This is a genomic window from Ensifer sp. VA4 (assembly GCF_055710065.1).
On sequence record NZ_JBVQPO010000026.1, the window covers coordinates 1 to 17,924 of the forward strand.

The 17,924-nt window shown below is 62.7% G+C and carries 18 protein-coding genes and 2 pseudogenes; 11 read left to right on the plus strand and 9 right to left on the minus strand.

Translation table 11 applies throughout. The features are described 5' to 3' along the window. A pseudogene (locus tag AC0C6X_RS28805) lies at positions 1-264 on the minus strand (lactonase family protein); the annotation flags it as partial. A gap of 121 nt (positions 265-385) precedes the next feature. Between AC0C6X_RS28805 and AC0C6X_RS28810 the strand changes: the two are divergent. Further along, the gene (locus AC0C6X_RS28810; RefSeq protein ID WP_173519493.1) at positions 386-1,294 is read left to right on the plus strand and encodes a LysR substrate-binding domain-containing protein; all 909 of its coding nucleotides are present in this window, start codon (positions 386-388) and stop codon (positions 1,292-1,294) included. Between the two features lie 60 nt (positions 1,295-1,354). On the opposite strand, the gene AC0C6X_RS28815 is transcribed toward AC0C6X_RS28810, so the two are convergent. From AC0C6X_RS28815 to AC0C6X_RS28825, 3 genes are read right to left on the minus strand one after another with little or no spacing between them, the layout of a single operon-like run. Continuing rightward, the gene (locus AC0C6X_RS28815) at positions 1,355-2,026 is read right to left on the minus strand and encodes a class I SAM-dependent methyltransferase (protein ID WP_472956439.1); all 672 of its coding nucleotides are present in this window, start codon (positions 2,024-2,026) and stop codon (positions 1,355-1,357) included. Next, complete coding sequence (locus AC0C6X_RS28820; protein WP_173519491.1) at positions 2,016-2,669, minus strand: DedA family protein; 654 nt, start codon at positions 2,667-2,669, stop codon at positions 2,016-2,018. Before AC0C6X_RS28820 ends, AC0C6X_RS28815 begins: the two co-directional genes overlap by 11 nt. Before the next feature lie 16 nt (positions 2,670-2,685). Beyond that, a complete protein-coding gene (locus AC0C6X_RS28825) occupies positions 2,686-3,777 on the minus strand; it encodes an SMP-30/gluconolactonase/LRE family protein (protein ID WP_173519490.1) in 1,092 nt (363 codons plus the stop codon). Positions 3,778-3,820: 43 nt separating this feature from the next. On the opposite strand from AC0C6X_RS28825, the gene AC0C6X_RS28830 reads away from it, so the two are divergent. Next, positions 3,821-4,915, plus strand: a complete 1,095-nt coding sequence (locus AC0C6X_RS28830) for a LysR family transcriptional regulator (protein WP_472956440.1) — start codon at positions 3,821-3,823, stop codon at positions 4,913-4,915. Positions 4,916-4,933: 18 nt separating this feature from the next. Here the strand turns inward: AC0C6X_RS28830 and AC0C6X_RS28835 are convergent, their stop codons facing one another. Beyond that, a complete protein-coding gene (locus tag AC0C6X_RS28835) occupies positions 4,934-5,851 on the minus strand; it encodes a LysR family transcriptional regulator (protein ID WP_472956441.1) in 918 nt (305 codons plus the stop codon). A 72-nt stretch (positions 5,852-5,923) separates the two neighbouring features. On the opposite strand from AC0C6X_RS28835, the gene AC0C6X_RS28840 reads away from it, so the two are divergent. Together AC0C6X_RS28840 and AC0C6X_RS28845 are read left to right on the plus strand one after the other, a co-directional pair. Then, positions 5,924-7,306, plus strand: coding sequence for a lactonase family protein (locus tag AC0C6X_RS28840; RefSeq protein WP_247959227.1), 1,383 nt, complete (start codon positions 5,924-5,926; stop codon positions 7,304-7,306). 102 nt (positions 7,307-7,408) lie between these two features. Beyond that, positions 7,409-7,624, plus strand: a complete 216-nt coding sequence (locus AC0C6X_RS28845; protein WP_173519487.1) for a hypothetical protein — start codon at positions 7,409-7,411, stop codon at positions 7,622-7,624. Between the two features lie 313 nt (positions 7,625-7,937). On the opposite strand, the gene AC0C6X_RS28850 is transcribed toward AC0C6X_RS28845, so the two are convergent. Further along, positions 7,938-8,123: a hypothetical protein gene (locus AC0C6X_RS28850; RefSeq protein ID WP_057252114.1), complete on the minus strand. Its 186-nt coding sequence runs from the start codon at positions 8,121-8,123 to the stop codon at positions 7,938-7,940. A gap of 330 nt (positions 8,124-8,453) precedes the next feature. On the opposite strand from AC0C6X_RS28850, the gene minC reads away from it, so the two are divergent. The 3 genes from minC to minE all read left to right on the plus strand — a co-directional run bounded on the left by minC (position 8,454) and on the right by minE (position 10,394). Further along, positions 8,454-9,203 (plus strand): septum site-determining protein MinC, encoded by a 750-nt coding sequence (gene minC, locus AC0C6X_RS28855; RefSeq protein WP_173519486.1) that lies wholly within the window; start codon positions 8,454-8,456, stop codon positions 9,201-9,203. A 118-nt stretch (positions 9,204-9,321) separates the two neighbouring features. Next, the gene (gene minD / locus AC0C6X_RS28860; RefSeq protein ID WP_247959228.1) at positions 9,322-10,137 is read left to right on the plus strand and encodes a septum site-determining protein MinD; all 816 of its coding nucleotides are present in this window, start codon (positions 9,322-9,324) and stop codon (positions 10,135-10,137) included. Next, complete coding sequence (gene minE, locus AC0C6X_RS28865; RefSeq protein ID WP_173519484.1) at positions 10,134-10,394, plus strand: cell division topological specificity factor MinE; 261 nt, start codon at positions 10,134-10,136, stop codon at positions 10,392-10,394. Before minD ends, minE begins: the two co-directional genes overlap by 4 nt. Positions 10,395-10,491: 97 nt before the next feature. Here the strand turns inward: minE and AC0C6X_RS28870 are convergent, their stop codons facing one another. Further along, positions 10,492-11,583 carry a citrate synthase/methylcitrate synthase gene (locus tag AC0C6X_RS28870; protein WP_472956458.1) on the minus strand — a complete coding sequence of 364 codons (1,092 nt, stop codon included), beginning with the start codon at positions 11,581-11,583 and terminating at the stop codon, positions 10,492-10,494. Positions 11,584-11,642: 59 nt separating this feature from the next. Here AC0C6X_RS28870 and AC0C6X_RS28875 point away from each other — a divergent pair, with 59 nt between their 5' ends. From AC0C6X_RS28875 to AC0C6X_RS28890, 4 genes and pseudogenes are all read left to right on the plus strand, one after another. After that, positions 11,643-12,794 (plus strand): citrate synthase, encoded by a 1,152-nt coding sequence (locus tag AC0C6X_RS28875; protein ID WP_472956443.1) that lies wholly within the window; start codon positions 11,643-11,645, stop codon positions 12,792-12,794. Positions 12,795-13,078: 284 nt separating this feature from the next. Next, positions 13,079-13,525, plus strand: coding sequence for a hypothetical protein (locus AC0C6X_RS28880; protein ID WP_173519483.1), 447 nt, complete (start codon positions 13,079-13,081; stop codon positions 13,523-13,525). A 192-nt stretch (positions 13,526-13,717) separates the two neighbouring features. Then, positions 13,718-14,875 (plus strand): annotated as a pseudogene (locus AC0C6X_RS28885) (Do family serine endopeptidase); the annotation flags it as partial. 283 nt (positions 14,876-15,158) lie between these two features. Beyond that, positions 15,159-15,563 carry a cupin domain-containing protein gene (locus tag AC0C6X_RS28890; RefSeq protein WP_247959230.1) on the plus strand — a complete coding sequence of 135 codons (405 nt, stop codon included), beginning with the start codon at positions 15,159-15,161 and terminating at the stop codon, positions 15,561-15,563. Positions 15,564-15,602: 39 nt separating this feature from the next. Here AC0C6X_RS28890 and pcaD read toward each other — a convergent pair whose 3' ends face one another. Beyond that, positions 15,603-16,388 (minus strand): 3-oxoadipate enol-lactonase, encoded by a 786-nt coding sequence (gene pcaD, locus AC0C6X_RS28895; protein ID WP_173519480.1) that lies wholly within the window; start codon positions 16,386-16,388, stop codon positions 15,603-15,605. A gap of 164 nt (positions 16,389-16,552) precedes the next feature. After that, on the minus strand, positions 16,553-17,884 hold the full coding sequence (locus AC0C6X_RS28900; protein WP_247959231.1) for an MFS transporter: 1,332 nt from the start codon (positions 17,882-17,884) through the stop codon (positions 16,553-16,555). Positions 17,885-17,924: the final 40 nt, after the last annotated feature.

Genomic DNA, 17,924 nt, shown 5'->3' on the forward strand with positions numbered 1-17,924 from the left:
GACGGAATTCGACACGTTGAGCGAGGCGGTGCGCACCGTACCATCCTCGATCGTCAGAATGGTAAGTCTGTCGCGCAGACCAGCCCCCGCAGGTGCGAGCCGGCCCATCGCGTAGGTTTGGGCAACGAACTCGCCATCCGAGATCACCGCGATCGTGCCGGCGGAAAGCTCTGGTAGGAAACCCGGTAGGTCTGTTGTCGCAGATACCCCGGTGGTGCTGCTTATCAACGCCGCAACACAGGCGGCTCCAAGGATAATTCGCATTTCTGATCCCTTCGGCTATTCATCGTGCTGTCGACGTGCTTGTCAGGGGCGATCATCGCTGCGATCTTCATAAGAATCCAATCGGAATATCACCACCTGTGATAAGGGTTTTGCATCAATAATGGACATTCGATCGCTCGCCTGCTTCGTCTCCATCGCCGAGACCCTAAGCTTCCGTCGCTCCGCCGAGCGGCTTAACATCACGCAGCCAGCCCTCAGCCAGCGCATCCGTGCGCTCGAAGCGGAGATCGCCGTTCGCCTTCTCGAACGTGATCGCCGGCATGTGGGCCTCACGCCGTCGGGCGCCGCCTTCCTGGAGCCGGCGCGCGCTGCCGTCGCGAACGCGAATCTCGCGAAGCTTCAGGCAAAGCGGGCGGCAGACGGTGAAGTCGGAGTCCTACGGCTCGGCTTCACAGTGATTGCATTCTACAGCGTGCTGCCCGAGGCGGTGCGCGCCTACAGGGCTCGCTACCCTCAGGTGGCCGTAGAGCTCACGGAAATGGTCTCACCGCTGCTCGAGAGAGCGCTGGAGGAAGGCAGCCTCGATTTGGGCGTGCTTCATCCGCCACTGGAGGCGAGAAATCTCGGCAAGTGTGCCTTGCCGGATCAGCAACTCGTCCTTGCATTGCCGCAGGCGCATCCCCTCGCTTCATGCGAGCGCATCTCGGCTAAGGATCTGGCGGGGCAGCCCTTCCTCCTCCCGCCGCGGTCTGTCGGGCCACGCATCTACGATCGTTTGATCGCCTATTTTCAGAAACAGGGGATCAACCCGAGGGTGGTCCAGGAGGTGACGCCAATGACAACGCTTACGGCCTTCGTGTCGGCCGGCGAAGGCCTGGGCTTCGTCACCGAAGGAATAGCCGCGGTTCCACGGCCCGGTGTTGTCTTCCGTCCCCTCTCGCCCGCGCCTCCCTCGCTCCCGATGGCCGTCGCCTGGCGCGGGAAAATGCTCCCCTCAGTCGGCCGCCGCTTCCTGGATGTTTTCGAGGACGTCCTGGGCGCATCGGCCGCGAAGCCGCTCGAGGCCTGATATCCGGCGATCGGCGTTTGCCGAACGGCGCACTGGCGACCGACGATGTCACCTTGGTCGCTACCAGGCCTCTGCCGATGGAGGAGGTGCCGACACATGGGGTTCGAGCACCTGGCTTGTGGCCATCGTGTGTGCCGGCCGTCGGCGAAATCTATAGACGGCCGCGGGCGGAACGTTCGCCCACGTGCCACCAATCTGGGTCGCTTTAAGCCCGAGCCGATCCAAGAGCGGCCTCGACACCGGGCATCTTGGGCCATAGGTGAACTGGTAGAACGCGCCGTTGGGCCGAAGGTGACCGAACGCTCCTTCCAAAATTCTGATGACCTCGCGTGCTGACATCGAAAGGAGCGGCAAGCCGCTAACGACCGCGCCGGCACCGCGCTGGCCGAACAGCTCGATATGGCGGAGCTGAGTCGCATTCATGCGGAGCGTATAAGCCTGGGGAAAGCGGAGTTGGAGAAGTTGGGCGAAATCGAAACTGGACTCGACGAGCGCAAGTTGATCCTCGGGAACACCGCGGGCGATAAGCGCGCGGGTAAATACGCCGGTCCCCGCGCCAAGCTCGATGACCGGCCCCGTCGCGGCTGAGATTTCCCTGGTCATCGCGTCCGCCAGGGCCATCCCTGAGGGTATGACCGCGGCGACGCGAAGCGGATCAGATAGCCAGGCGCGGAAGAACCTGACAAGATCGCTCAGGGGATCGGCGTCTGGCTTTTGGGCCTCACTGGTCACCGGCTGACATCCTCTCGATTGCTGCCCGTCCGGCGCGCCGCCGCCAGCGAGTCCAGATCACGAGTGCGACACCCTCTGAAACCAGCAGCAGCACCAACACACTCAGTGCCAGAGCAGAGGCATTGGCGGCATCAACCACGGTGGAGGTTGCAAAACCCAATCCGATGAACACGCTGTTCCAGAGTGCAACGCCGCAGGCGGAACCCGTCACAAAAACGGCTGTCTTCACACGCAGGAGCCCGGCCAGCCCGGGAGCAAGCAGCCTGACGGTCGGGACGAGTTGTGCGGCGAACGTAAACATTGTCCGGTTGTCGTGCAGAATCGCCGTCCAGCGCTCGATGCCTGCATTCGACACGCCGAAGAGACCGCCAGTCCGGCAGAGAAGCGCCCGTGATCGCGATTCTCCAAGTGCCTTCGCCAGCAGATAACAGACGACACAGCCCACAACGCCGCCGGTGATTGAGGTGGTAAGAGCAACAGGGAGCGACCAAGTGCCTTCCGCCGTGGCGATGCCCACGGCGACAAGAAGGCCGTACGAGGGCAGCACAGGTACGAAACGTTCAGCGAGGGCGATGCCGAATAGCCCCGCTACCCCGTACGTCGCGACCCAGGTCATGACGTCGCCGATCGGATCGATATCCATGGGTGTGCCCTCGCAGTCAGTTTGCCAACGTTTGCGTAGACGAGGGCTTTACCGGCAGATCGATCCTCGACACCGCCGAGCCAAACAGCGTTCCGATGAAAAGCTCCCCGTTCCAAAAGATCGCATTGGCTGGCGCGGCCGCTTCACCCGTTCCGCCGTGGAGTTCCTGCAGAACCTCGCCTGTCCGGTCGTCGATGACGGCGACAAATCCGTTCGGAGCATTGCGTGTGAAGAAGGAATTCGGCAGCCGCGACATGACGTGCCGCATGAACCAGCTTGGCAGGACGCTTTCATCGAGCACGGGGGTGCGGTGATAGGCGGCAAGCAGCATCCTGCCGTCGCCGAGCCCGGTCAGGCCGTCGGCCAAGCCTTGCAGATTGTCGATCAACGTTTCACGCTCGCCGGCACGAGGGGCGTCGAGCCAAATGCGCGACAGCCGGTACCGATTGGTCTCCGCCACGATGATCGACTGTCCGTCCCGGCTGATGGCGATGCCGTTGGGGAAATAGAGCCCCTCCGCGAGCACGGAAGCGGCCCCGCTGCGGGTATCGAAGCGGATTACTCTGCCGAATGGACGCCCCTCCAGAAGGTCGGGCACGCCGTAGGTGCCTTGAACGCCGATGGTGGAGACGTTGTAGCGGCTGCTCGCATCCGAAAAATAGATGATCCCGTCCGTATCGATGGCGAGGTCGTTGGCGAAGAGGATTGGCGTGCCATCGACCTCGGTCAGCAGGCTTGTGACCTCACCCCCGGGCGAAACCGCCTGCAGCCCGATGCCGTGATTGGCCACGTAGAGAACGTCATCGGCGCCGACCACCAATCCCAACGGGCGTCCGCCGACCTCGGCAAACCGCTCGAAGCGCGGCCTCTCGGCGTTGAGGTCTGCACGCCAGATCGTCCCATCGACGGTCCCGGCGAAGATGCGGCCCCGTCCGTCGATGGCGACGTCTTCCGGTCCGCACAGAGTCTCGCCACCGACCGGGCGCGCTTCGCGCAATGCGGTGTTGCGTGTGTTCTGCGACTGCGCGCCCGGTGTCCATGTTGCCGGTGTGAAATCCGACGACTGGACCATGATGGCGAACGCCAGGATGAGAAGAACGGCAGCCATCGCTGTTACTATGGCAGAGCGTCGAAGAATGACCTGTAGTTTCATGCCGAACGACCCGATTTGCACGACGATACAAACAAGGTATATCGTTCGGTTGTGCTCGATAATTCAGCCATTATTGCACAAGCTGATCACAGGAGCTTCACAATCACGGGTTGACGGACAACAGCCGGCGAGCGTGAGAAGGCAATGCGAAGGCCAGGTGATGCTGAGGCGAACGGAGACTGATGCAGTTGCGGCGTTCATAAGGGTGGCGGACCGCAGGAGTTTTCGCGCCGCCGCAGCCGATCTCGGCGTCTCACCCTCAGCCGTCAGCCAGATGATCAAGGCGCTTGAATCCAGTCTCGGTACCGCACTGCTATCCAGGACCACGCGGAGTGTCGGACTTACCGAGGCGGGGATGCTGTTTCTGGAGCAGGCGCGCCCGGCGCTCGAGAACCTCGAAGCCTGCTTCACGGCATTGAAGATCTACAGCGGTCGCCCATCAGGAACCCTGCGGCTCAATGCATCCCGGGGCGTCATTCCGTTCCTTCTCGATCCGATGCGCGAATTCTGTGAAGTCTTTCCGGACATCGAGGTTGAGCTCTTTGCCGAAGATGGGCTGTCGGACATCGTCGCCAACGGCTTCGACGCAGGTATCCGGCTCGGAGAACGACTACAGCCCGACATGGTGGCCGTGCGGCTGTCGCCGTCCTTCCCGTTCATTGTCGCCGGTTCGCCTGACTATTTCGCTGAGTTTCCGAAACCTGAACGACCGGAGGATCTTGCCTGCCATCGCTGCATCCGGTTCCGCCTCAGCAGTTCCGGAAAGATCGTCAACTGGACGTTTCGGGACGGAGAGCGGACCTACGAAGTCACAGTGAAAGGCCCGATGATCCTGAACGACACTCCGGTCATGGTGGCGGCCGCGCTCAAGGGACTTGGCCTGATCTACGTGCCGGAGCCGGTCGTTCACGAGCCTCTCGCCTCGGGGCGGCTGATTGGCGTCCTGAACGATCACGCGATGGAGTCACCCGGTCTCTTTCTCTACTATCCGAAGCGAAACTCGCTGCTGCCCAAGCTGCGAGCCTTGGTGGAGTTCGCTCGTGCCCGGGCGCAGGACCCCGAGCGCGAGGCCTTTATGTCGAGGATGCCCTAGGCGTCCACAAACTGCCGGTCACGGTTCGTGACGCGTAAGCGTTTCACTCACTTCAAGTAGCGTGCGCCGCATCCAGCCATGACCCGGGTCGCTGTCGTTCCGCCGGTGCCAGAGCATCGTCTCCTCATATCCGGAATAGTCGAACGGCACTGGGAAAGATCGTACCCCAGGCCAGCTGGCGAGATTAACCAGATTGGTCGACAAGGTGCAGATCATGTCGGTGCGCGCAATGATTGCTGGCACGGCCAGTGCATAGGGCAGACTCATCACGACGTTGCGCTTTAGGCCTCGATCGTCCAGCATGCGATCGACATAGCCCTTGAGGTCGCCGACATGGGTCACCAACAAGTGCGGATATTTCAGATAGAGATCCAGCGTCAGCTCATCGACAATCTCGGGGTGAGAAGCCGACACGAGCGAAACCCAGTCGACGTGAAAGAGGGAAACCCGCTTTATGCTGGTCGGAGCGTCCGGCAGTATCGTAATCGCGAGATCAACGGATCCCTTCTCGAGCTGGTCGATCACGTCCTGGCGATGAAGACTTCGGATAACGATAGACGTCCTTGGCGCAACCTGCCGTAGGGTAGCCATAAGGCGCGGAGCCAGGGTGGCCGCAACGTGATCCGTCGTCGCAATCCTGAATACGCGCTGCGAACGGTCAGGTGAAAACTGCCCAAGGCCACCCAACGCGTCCTCTATCTGGCGCAGCGCCGCGCGGATCGGATCGGCAAGGTCCAAAGCCTTTTCCGTTGGACGAACCCCATCTGCGCTGCGGACGAACAGATCGTCGGCAAAGAGTTGCCGCAGATGCGCCAGACGCTTGCTCATGGCGGGTTGGCTGAGGCCTATGCGCGCCGCCGCGGCGCTCACGCTACCCTCGCCGAGCAGGGCGTCGAAGGCGACGAGCAGGTTCAGATCGACTGCGGCGAGGTTCATTGTAGATTTTCCCAGCTTCAAGTCGCAACCCATGGCCTGGGCAGAGCAGATATTACCTTGGGAAATATCGGAATGTCCAATATCGATTGGACGATTAGCGGCGGCAATGAGAGGAAGGGAGGTCAAGAACAAACGGAGCTGGATTTCATGCGAACATGTTCACGCATCGCCGTACTGGCGATGGTACTGGTGCCGGTCCTTGCACTTGCGGAGACATCAGAGACTGGAGCCGAGACGATCGTCGTCCTCTCCGATACCGACATGGTCCCGACCGTCTATGAGACCGGTGAACTTGGGCCTCCAGATTCTCGCCACCGGGACACGCTGTCCATCATCAGATCACCATTGAGCGAGGCGTCGCTGGTGACGCAGCTGGAAATATCGAACTCTACCTACGGCCCACCGGGCGCTCTCGATCTTTCGCCAGATGGCCGCTTTGCGTTCGTGGCGGAGACCTTCGGCCAACGGCCCGCGGGCGCGACACGCCTCGATGAACTGCCGCAAGGCGACGCGATCCGCTCGGTGAGGCTTGACGGCGATAGCCCGACGGTCGTGGACAGCGTGCGAATCGGCACACAGCCACAGGCTATCGAGGTCAGTCCTTCCGGTGACCTGATCGTCGCGATCACGGTCGATGCTGACCGGGAACTTTCCTTCGTTTCAAACAATGACGGCCACTTCGGGCTGGTCACCAGCTTCGGCCTCGACCTCGAACCATCAACTGGCTTCATTCCTCTGAAGTCGACCTGGGTGCAGTGGCACCCGAGCGGTCGGTACATCGCGGTCAACCTCGTCGATCGCAACCAGGTTGCCTTCTACGAGGTCGTCCGCAATCAAGCCGGAGCGGTGTCCGATATCCGTCCCTGGGGCAACCGCGTGCAAACGAACAAGTTTCCCTTCGTCGGCCGGTTCTCGCCGGATGGTCGCTACTATGTCACCTCCGACCTGCAGTGGGGCACCGACACCGAGGGGTTCTACGGCGTGCGAGAGGGAATTCTGACGACCGTCCGGCTCGCCGATGTCGGCGCGTCCGGCGACAAAGCACGGCATACTGTGCCCCACATCATTGTCGGAGGATGGGGAGCCGAGACGATCGCCTTCAGCCCTGACGGCCGCTTCCTGGTCACGTGCAATCTGCGTGGAACCGGAAAGCCGGACGGATCGCGCGACTGGACCGAGCAGGCTTCACTCAGCCTCTACGAGCTGGAAAGCCAAACCGGCCGGCTGACACTTCATGGCGAATGGCCGGTCGCAGGGGTTCTTCCCCAAGGCCTGGCCTTCGATCGCGGCGGTCGCCACGTCTTCGTTGGCGTCAATCGGTATAGAAACCACAGCGCGTCGCCCGGCGGGGCGGTCGAAGTGTGGCGGATCATCTCCGAGGCCCGGCCGTCTCTCGCTGCGACGCAGGAACGCTTCAGGCTTCCGGCAGGTGTACATACGATAGTTGCGCAATGACCTTGACTGATCACTTTGCCACTTGTTGTCAGCTCTGTGCCGACCGAAAGCAGCGTGAGCTACGTCTGCGATCGTCCTTCCTGACTCGGTCTGGAAGAATCCGTGGCTGACGCGTGCGGTTTCTTCTTCGGCGCGGCGGCGCTGTTTCTTGGGATCAATGGCAGGCGCGCCATCACGGGCCGGCAAGTCGCCAAGCTGTCCCAAAAGGGCCGGTTGAAGATCTCGGTCGCAGTCTCGGTTCCTCTCATCGCCAAGGTCGAGGTCAGCTATCAGTGCGATTTTAATGCCAAAGCCGACAACGACAACGAGCCGAAGTGAGAAGCGCGCAAAAGGAACACGCACCATTCGTGATGAATGGTGTGTGTTCGGGCGTTTTCCAGCAGCGCCGGAAGCGGCCGTTCCTCAAGCAACGGAGCAGACGAAGGCAACCCGCGCCCGCCTTGTCCATGTCCGTGTCCATGTCCGGTTGTCCACGGCGCTGTGCTTCATCGAGCAAGGCTAGGTGCTTTTGTTCCAGTATCGTCATGCGGCGACGTCGCGGAAATCCCGAATTTGGTTCGAGTTATGCGCCTGACTTCTGCGACATCCATCGTCGTCAGAGCCGCAATCCCATGAGTGATCGTCTCTTCGATCACCGGGCAGAACCGTCGAGCCGCAGGGAAAGCTGCACGCCGCCGCGCTTCAGCCGCGGCAGAGGCGGCGTCATGTCGATGCGCCCAAAGGTGCGCTTGCGCCACTCGGCTTCGCGTTCCCGCTTCTTCCGGGCGGCTGCGACGGCAGCCATGGCGCGTTCGATCACTTCTTCGGTATGGGTCATGGTTTCTGTCCGGTTCATGGGAAACCTCCATTTGTTCACGTTATGTTCTTATTTTGACACTCCAATGTCAACTCCCTTCACGCAACCGGCCGAATCGCAATCGCCGGGGGTCGACGATTCACGCTCCCCTCAGCGGCCGGCAGACAATCAACCCTCCATCGCCAAGGCACCGACGACCAAAAGATATGCCTCTTCCAAGAGGTCGATTTCCCTTGTTTTTCAACGTCGGCGGGCTCGTCGCGGGACCTGCGTCATTAACCTTCGCATTGCCGAATTAACCATTTGTTAACCATTTCGTCGGTACACCGAAGCAACGGAAAATTTACCAAGATGAACGACGTGTTAACTGAATCCCGGCCGATCCGCCTCAAGGGGCGCTCCTTCCTTGCTCTAGCGCTAACCCCCGAGTTGCCTCTCGAGGACTGGCTCACCCGGCTCGACGATCTGGCATCCCGCTCCGCCGGGTTTTTCCTGCGGCGGCCGGTCGTGCTCGATGTCGAGGGACTCGACATCGATCGTTCACAGTTGCGCGAACTCGTCGATCAACTGGGCAAACGCAACGTCCGGATCATGGGCATCGAAGGCGCGCGCCAGTCGTTGCTCGGCGCCGATCTTCCGCCGGCGATGAATGACGGGCGTCCGGCAGCCGACTACGAAGCGAAGATGGCGGAGCAGGCCGAAAGGGCGGCCGAGGCCCCGGAGACGGCAACGCAGGCCGTCATCACGGCCGAGCCGCTTGCCGCCAAGGCAACGCCTTCGATCGTCGTCACCCAGCCGGTACGCTCCGGCCAATCGCTGTTCTTCCCCGAAGGCGACGTGACGATCGTCGGCTCGGTCGCCTCCGGCGCAGAGGTCGTGGCCGGCGGCTCGATCCACATCTACGGCGCGCTGCGCGGCCGGGCGATGGCCGGCACCACGGGCAATGCATCTGCGCGGATTTTCTGCCGCAAGCTCGAAGCGGAACTGATTGCGATCGACGGCTTTTACAAAACGGCCGACGAGATGGAGCCAAACCTGCGCGGCAAGGCTGTGCAGATCTGGCTCGACGGCGAAGCGCTCAAGGCGGGAACTCTCGGCTAGGGCGAGACGAGGACGAGTGCGGGCGGCCGCCGCCCGCATCCCGCTGATGATTTCGGTCGATCCGGCCCAAATCATAAGGACGCAGGCGAAGGCGAATTCTAGATACTTGGAGAGACGAATGGGCAAGGTAGTCGTGGTTACATCGGGCAAAGGCGGCGTCGGCAAGACGACGTCCAGCGCCGCATTGGGCGCCGCCCTCGCGCAGAATGGCGAGAAGGTTGTCGTCGTGGACTTTGACGTCGGTCTTCGCAATCTCGACCTGGTCATGGGCGCGGAACGGCGCGTCGTCTATGACCTGGTCAACGTGATCCAGGGCGAGGCCAAGCTGTCGCAGGCACTGATCCGCGACAAGCGCCTGGAGACGCTCTATCTGCTGCCGGCCTCCCAGACCCGCGACAAGGACAATCTGACGCCGGAAGGTGTTGAGAAGGTCATCGCCGCCCTTCAGAGCGCCTTCGACTGGGTTATCTGCGACAGCCCCGCCGGCATCGAGCGTGGCGCGACGCTGGCCATGCGCCATGCGGATATCGCCATCGTCGTAACCAACCCGGAAGTCTCGTCGGTGCGCGATTCCGATCGCATCATCGGCCTGCTCGATTCCAAGACGCTCAAGGCCGAGAACGGCGAGCGCATGGAAAAGCACCTGCTGCTCACCCGCTACGACCCCACTCGCGCCGAGCGCGGCGACATGCTGAAGGTCGACGACGTCCTGGAAATCCTGTCTATCCCGCTGATGGGCATCATCCCGGAAAGCGCTGACGTGCTGCGCGCCTCCAACGTCGGCTCGCCGGTCACGCTCGCAGACAACCGCTCAGCCCCGGCGCTGGCCTATTTCGACGCTGCACGCCGGCTCAAGGGCGAAGCCCTGCCGATCACCATTCCCGGTGAAAAGCGCAGCTTCCTCGGCAAAATCTTCGGAAGGAAGGCGGCATGAACCCGTTCCGTTTCTTCTCCCGCTCCCAGTCAGCTCCAGCCGCCCGCGAACGGCTGCAGGTGCTGCTGGCCCACGAGCGCGCATCTGCCGGCGATTCCGATCTCGTCACCAAGCTGCGTGACGAAATCCTCCAGGCGATCTCCAAGCACATGCAGATCGACGACGAAAAGGTCCGCGTGACGATGGAGCGCGGCGCCCAGGTCTCGACGCTCGCAGTCGATATCGAGATCCCCTTCGACGCCAAGAAGGCGGCCTGACGGCCGCCTGCTGCGTTTCGCCGAGGACGGTCGCCCGTTTGCGACCGTCCTCGGTTTCGACGATTTCCGTGACCGTCTCACCGTAGAGCACGCCCGCTCAGGCCGCCTGTTGCGGCAGAGGCCCGACATAGACGGAGCGCGGCCGGATGAGCCGGCCTTCGAGTGCCTGCTCGCGCGCATGGGCGACCCAGCCGACGGTGCGGCCGATCGCAAAAACGCCGGTAAAAGCCTCGCGCGGGAAATTCAGCGCATCGAGCAGAAGCGCGGTATAGAACTCCACATTGACGTCGAGCGGACGGTTGGGCTTGCGCACCTTCAAGATCGCGAGCGCCGACTGTTCGACCGCTTCGGCCAGTTGAATACGATCGCGGTTCGCCGGGTCGGCGGCGATCAGTTGCCTCAAAGCGCCTTTCAGCGCGTCGGCACGGGGGTCGCGGACACGATAGACACGATGGCCAAAGCCCATCAGCCGCTCGCCGCGGTCGAGCGCACGGGTGAGCCAGGTTTCCGCATTCTCCGGTGTTCCGATCGCATCAAGCATGTCCAGCACCGGACCCGGCGCACCGCCGTGAAGCGGCCCCTTGAGAGCGCTGATTGCAGCGAGCACCGAAGATGTGAGACCGGCTTTCGTGGACGCGACCACACGCGAGGCAAAGGTGGAGGCGTTGAGGCCGTGGTCCGAAATCGTCACCAGATAGGCATCGAGCGCCGCCACTTCCTGCCTCATCGGCACCTTGGCGCCGAGCATCGCCAGGATATCGGCGGCATGGGAAAGCGCCGGCCGCGGCGCAACCGGGCTTTCACCTCTCTTCAGGCGCAGCGCAGCGGTCAGGAAAACGGCCGGAGCGGCAAGCAGGCGCAGCGCCGTATCGAGATCATCACCATCCGGAAGCCTGGCGATCAGCGCGCGCATGATGTCGACTGGCGGCAGTTCCAGCAGCGCGTCGTCGATTGCGCCGACATGGGCAAACACCTCTTGACGCTTCTGCCCGAGGCCCCGGGCAAGCTCGGTTCGATCCGGAGCAGCCCCCACCAAGCCGTCGACCAGCAGGGCCACGACATCTTCATAGCTTGCGTAACCGACCAGGTGATCGAGCGATACGCCGCGGATGATCAATTCGCCGGCCTCACCGTCGACATGGGAAAGCTGCGTCTCGGCGGCGACGACGTCTTCAAGTCCGTTCTTCATCATCAGTTTCTCCTTTACGCGAAGGATGATCCGACCTAGACCTATTGACGTCAATCTTGATGCAATTGATCAATATGAAGACACTCTGGTTCACCGCCGAAGAGGCGCTCGCCCGGCTCGGCAGCAAGCGGCAGACGCTTTATGCCAATGTCAGTCGCGGGCGCATTCGCGCCAAGCCCGACCCGACTGATCCGCGCCGCAGCCTCTACCAGGCAGACGACGTGCACCGGTTGGCCGAACGCCATGCCGGGCGGCGGCAGGCGGCGGTCGTCGCCGCCGAAGCGATCCGCTGGGGCGAACCGGTTCTGCAGACAACAATCTCCAGCATCGCTGGCGGACGGTTATTCTATCGCGGCCGCGATGCGGTCGAACTCTCCGGCGACGCTACATTGGAGGAAATTGCCACGCTGCTTTGGCAATCATCCGAGACAGTGACCGTTCCCGCCGGTGGCCATGGTGGCAGCCAATCGCGCCTGGCCGCAACATTCGGACGCCTGGCTGCACGGATCGAGAGCGACCTGCCGGCACTCGGGAGACGGCCGGCGATACTGAAGGCCGAAGCCGCCGAGGTGCTTGCGACCGCCGCGGCTGGGCTGGCGCCGTCACGAGAACCAGTGCCGCTGCACCAGCGGCTGGCACTGGGCTGGGGGCGGCCGGAGGTGACGGAGCCGATCCGCAAATGCCTGGTGCTGACCGCGGAGCACGAGCTCAATGTTTCGGCCTTCGCGGCCCGGGTCACGGCCTCCTCGGGTGCTGCGCTTTCCGCCGCCACTCTATCGGGGCTTGCCACGCTGACCGGGCCGAGACATGGCGGCGCCTGGCTCAGCGTCACGCGCCTGGCCGAACAGGCGGCGGCGAGCGGCGTCCGCGAGGCGATCCGGGGAATGCTCTCCACGGAGGGCGTGGTCAGAGCCTTCGGCCATCGGCTCTATCCCGATGGCGATCCGCGCGCCAAGGCGATCATGGCGAGCTTCGAGGTGCCGGCGCTCTACAGCGCGTTAGCCGAAGCCGGTGAAGAACTGCTCGGAGAGCCCGCCAATCTCGACTTTTCGCTGGCGGCGCTGGCGGCGACATACGACCTTCCGCTAGACGCGCCCCTCGTTATTTTCGCGCTTGCGCGCACCGTCGGCTGGCTCGCCCACGCGATGGAACAAGTGGAGAGCGGTGAATTGATCCGCCCGCGCGCGCACTACGCCGGCCAGGATCGCTGAAAGCAAGCATACAAGTCCGGCATGGAGTAAGTCGCACGCCATTCGCATAAAGGAATTCGTAATACAGGCGCAGATCGACTTTCATTACATAAAGTTAATGGACACCAACCCCGGATAAACTTCGAGGTAATATTACACGATATTAACGTGACGACGCCCCACGACAGCATTACCTTCGAGCCGAGGCTGAATATTGCCGGCGGCCGCTTCGGCCGTGACGCGACAATAGGAGACGGCCTCGCAGGGAAGCTCCTCCCGCTTCCCGAGTTGAAGGAGAAGCAGATATGCGCTCGCCTCTCAAGACTACCGCCATTGCAACCCTTTCCCTCGTCGTTTTCGCCGGTGGAGCCTTTGCGGCCGATCACCACGACTTCGGTCGCGACAACGACAAGGGCGCCTATACCGGTGATTATTATCAGGGCATTTTCGGCCAGGACGACATGACGGCCCCGGCCATGCCGGCCCACCGCGTACCCGCTCACATGGCGTCGTCGCGGCTCGACCGCGTCCTGCACGAACTCAAGGTCGACAATCATCGGATCCATGCCGATCGCGAACAGGGCAAGCTGACCGCGGCAAATTACAGGAAGCTCGAGCGCGAAGACGGTACAGTTCGCGCCCAGGCGATCAGGACCGCCGCCGCCCATCACGGCATGCTGCCGACGCAATCCTATGCGCGGCTACAGAACGAAGTTCGGCACCTCGACCGCGACATTGCCCGAATGGCCTGATCGGCCGGCAGACCCGGCTCACCCGGCTTGCGGGTGAGCGCATGTACGGCGCCGGGTTCGCTCCTCGAGCCCGGTCCCTCAGCAATCAACACAAGTCTTGAACGAAGCCGATCGAAGCAATGAGCCGTGTTCAGGTCCATTATAGGCACCCGGTGGGGATCGCTCGGCTTTGGCAGCGAAAGGAACAAGATCATGTCAAACATTGTGAGAAGATATCGTGCTGCCGCCCTCCTCGGCGCAGCCGTCATCATCGCGCCCTTGTCCGTGGCAACCTTCGCGGGCCGTGACGTGGCTGCGGCCACCGCGCCCGGCTCCGCGGTTGCCGTACCGGTGACATCCGGTGGCTCCTTCGCCCCGATCGTTTCGGCGGACAAGCCGGCGGTCGTCACCATCACGACCGTGATCAGGGCCGACAACGACGAAACGTCACAACTCGGCGGAGACTTGCCCTTCGACGATCAGTTTCGCCAATTCTTCCGCGACCAGGGCATTCCGCTGCCGGACCAGGCGCCTGAGCGGCGCCCGACTCAACGGGCCGAAGCGCTCGGCTCTGGTTTTATCGTAACGTCCGATGGCTACATCGTCACCAACAACCACGTCATCGACAAGGCGTCGAGCATCACGGTGACCCTCGACGACGGCACGCAGGTGCCTGCCAAGCTTGTCGGCGCCGATCCAAAAAACGATCTCGCTGTGTTGAAGATCAAACCGACGAAACCGCTCGCCACCGTCGCCTGGGGCGATTCCGACGCCTTACGGGTCGGCGACCAGGTGCTGGCGATCGGCAATCCGTTCGGTATCGGCACGACCGTGACGGCCGGCATCGTTTCGGCGCGTGGCCGCGATCTCAACAGCGGCCCCTATGACGACTTCATCCAGATCGACGCGCCGATCAACCGCGGCAATTCCGGCGGACCGCTGGTCGACGCCGAAGGCCGCGTGGTCGGCATCAACACCGCCATCTATTCGCCTAACGGCGGCAGCGTCGGCGTCGGCTTTGCCATCCCCTCCGATCAGGCCCAGAAGGTCGTCGCCGAACTGATGAAGGACGGCTGGATCCAGCACGGCTTCATCGGCGTCGAAATTCAACCGGTGACCACTGACATCGCCGATGCGATCGGCCTCCACCGGGCAGAAGGCGCGCTGGTCGCCGGCGTCAACGGCGGAACGCCTGCCGCCAAGGCGGGCCTCAGGGCCGGTGACATCATCACCGCCTTCGGCGGCAGCCCTGTCAAGTCACCGCGCGATCTCTCGCGCATGGTTGCCGACCTCACGCCCGGCGCGTCGAAGAGCATGAGCGTCTGGCGTGCCGGCAAGACCAAGGATCTCTCGATCACCGTCGGCCGCAACGCTGGAGACCGGCAGTAACCGCCTGCAGATCTCTGGCACACGTCAACGCAAGCTCCGTCGCCTTGTTCGCTCGGCCGCACCCGCGGCCGGGCCTATCGCTGGAGATTGTGAACGGCTGACGACAAGCCAGATTACCCCCGACGAGACACCGTCATTTTCCCTTCTTGCCGCTACAAGCGCTTACAAAAGTCCCATCTGCGCGACACACGGCGAATACACGCCTCCATAGAAATAAGCATGTTTCCAGCGCCCCGACGCAACCAACGCTCTGACGGAGGAATTCATGAAAACCACCCGCATCTTCGCCGCCGCATTACTGATCGCCGGTAGCGTGACGACGATTCGCCTGGCACAGGCCCAGCAGATGCAGGGCATTCAGCGCACGGATCTGATCAAGAACGAGATCAGCGTGCCCGGACATGAAGCCGTGCAGGTCCGCGTCGACATCGAGCCGGGCACAACCTCGATCAAGCATTCGCATCCAGGCGAAGAAATCGCCTATGTGCTCGAAGGTTCGCTGGAATACCAGCTCGAGGGCCGGGCACCGGTGACGCTTCAGGCGGGCCAGGCGTTGTTCATTCCAGCTGGCGTTGCCCATGTGGCGAAGAACGTCGGCACCACCAAGGCGTCTGAACTCGCGACCTACATCGTCACCAAGGACGCGCCGCTTCTTGTTCCCGTCAAGTAGGCGATGCGTTGATCGGCGTGGCGCCGTGCGAATGCGCCTTCAGGCGTGAAGGAATTCGAGCAGCGCCGCGTTGAACATGGACGCGGACTCGATGTTGACGATATGGCGGCCCGGCAGCGACAGGTGCCGGCCCCGCTGCACGCGCGTGGCGATATCTTCGAGGTCCGCCGGGGGGCATACCGGATCCCCCTCGCCGGAAATCGCCAGCAAGGGATTGGCGATATTTGCGATTTCTTCCTGCAAATCCGCAGCCGCCAGCGCGGTGCAGCCGCCGATGTAACCTTCCGTCGAGGTGGCGTCGAAGCTCTCGATGATGCGATCGACGACATCACCATGGCTGGCTGCGTATGTCGGACTGAACCAGCGCTCGGCCGTGGCGGCGGTCAAGCCCTCAAGGCCGCTCGCCCTGACGGCGTCGATGCGCGCGGCCCAGCCCTCGGGCGTGCCGATGCGGGCCGCCGTCGCACAGAGTACGATCTTGTTCAGCCGCTTACCCGCGTGCGCGCCGAGCCATTGTCCTGTCATCCCGCCGATCGACAGGCCGCAGAAATGCGCCTTTTCGATCTCCAAGGCGTCCAGAAGGGCCAGCACGTCATGGCCGAGATCGGCGAGCCCATAGGGTGGCGGCGGCGCCGAGGAACGACCATGGCCCCGGCGATCGTAACGCAGCACACGGAAATGCGGTGAAAGCGCCTCGATCTGGGCGTCCCACATCGAAAGGTCGGTGCCGAGCGAGTTGCAGAAGAGCAGCCATGGGGCGCTGCTCTTCTGATCACCGTCGATGCGGTAATGAAGGCGATGGCTGGGTAACTCGAGATAGGCCATGAGACAGGAACTCCGATCGGGAAAGCCGCCAGCGATGGCGGCTCGATGTTGCTGGCGACACCACGGCTCGGGTGCCTTATGCGCGCTGCACACGTAGATAGCGACATAACGCACTCAAGGGGTGGCGGCCGGACCCTTCGTGATCCGGCTACCATTGCTGCCGGCTATGCGGTCGCCAGTTGGCCGACCTCGACGCGGCGGGCATTGCTGATCGCAAACACCAGCATGGCGAGCGCCGAGATCGCCGCCGGGACGGCAAAGATCAGGAAGTTCTGCTGCAGCGGAAACTCCTGCGCCAACAGTACGCCGCCGAGCGTCGGCCCAACGATCGCGCCGATACGACCGACACCGGACGCCCAGCCCAGCCCCGTCGAGCGTATCGAGAGATTGTAGAGTTGCGCCACGCTGGCATAGAGCAGGATCTGCGTGCCGATCGTGGTGGCGCCGGCGACGAACACCATCAGGAACAGGAACACCACCGGCGGGTTGAAGCCGATTAGCGCGATCGACAGCGCTGCCGCGACGAAGAAGCCGACCACCACCTTCGGCAGGCCGAAGCGGTCGCCGAGCCAGCCGCCGGCAATGGCTCCTATCATGCCGCCGAAATTGAGCGAGAACAGACTGAGCAAGCTCGCCTTCTCGGCATAGCCGGCTTCCTGCAGCACCTTCGGCAGCCAGGAGGAGAGCAGGTAGACGAGCAGCAGGCAGCAGAAGAACGCGATCCAGAGCATGAGGGTGCGCAGTGTCCGCTGGTGGCGAAAGAGTTCCAGAACCGATGCCGAAGCACCCTTCGTTTCCGAGAAGACCAGCCTGTCGGCGGCACCAAGACGCGCGTTCGGGTCGATCTTGGCATAGATGCGCTTCGCCTCCTCCTGCTTGCCCTGCCGGATGAGGAAGCCGAGTGATTCCGGCAGCTTCCAGAGAATGACAGGCAAGAGCAGCAGCGGCACCGCCGCGATGAAGAACATCGGCTTCCAGCCATAGGACGGGATGAGACCGATACCAAGGCCGGCTGCCACCATGCCGCCGACCGAATAGCCGGAGAACATCAGCGCCACCAGGGTGCCGCGAAGGCGCTTCGGCGCATATTCGTTCATCAGCGCCACCGCGTTGGGCATCAACCCGCCGCAGCCGAGACCGGCAAAAAAGCGGAAGATCTTGAATTGCTCCGGCGAATTGGCAAAGCCGGTCAGAAGCGTCGAGACCGTAAACAGCAGGAAGCTGATGGCGATCCCCTTCCTGCGGCCAATCCGGTCGGCAAGTGGGCCGAAGATCAGGGCGCCGAACATCATGCCGAAGAGCGCCCAGGCCTGCAGCGCGCCGGCCTGTGGCTTGCTTAAGTCCCATTCCGCAATCAGCGTCGGCAGCACGGTGCCGGCGACGAAGACGTCGTAACCGTCGACGATCAAGAGCAGCGCCGAGAGCGCCACCACCATCCACTGGAAGCCCCCGAGAGGGCTCCCGTCTATTGCCTCATTCACATCGATCGTGCGCATCGTCTCCTCCCCAGGTGTTTGCGCGTTTAAACAAGGAACC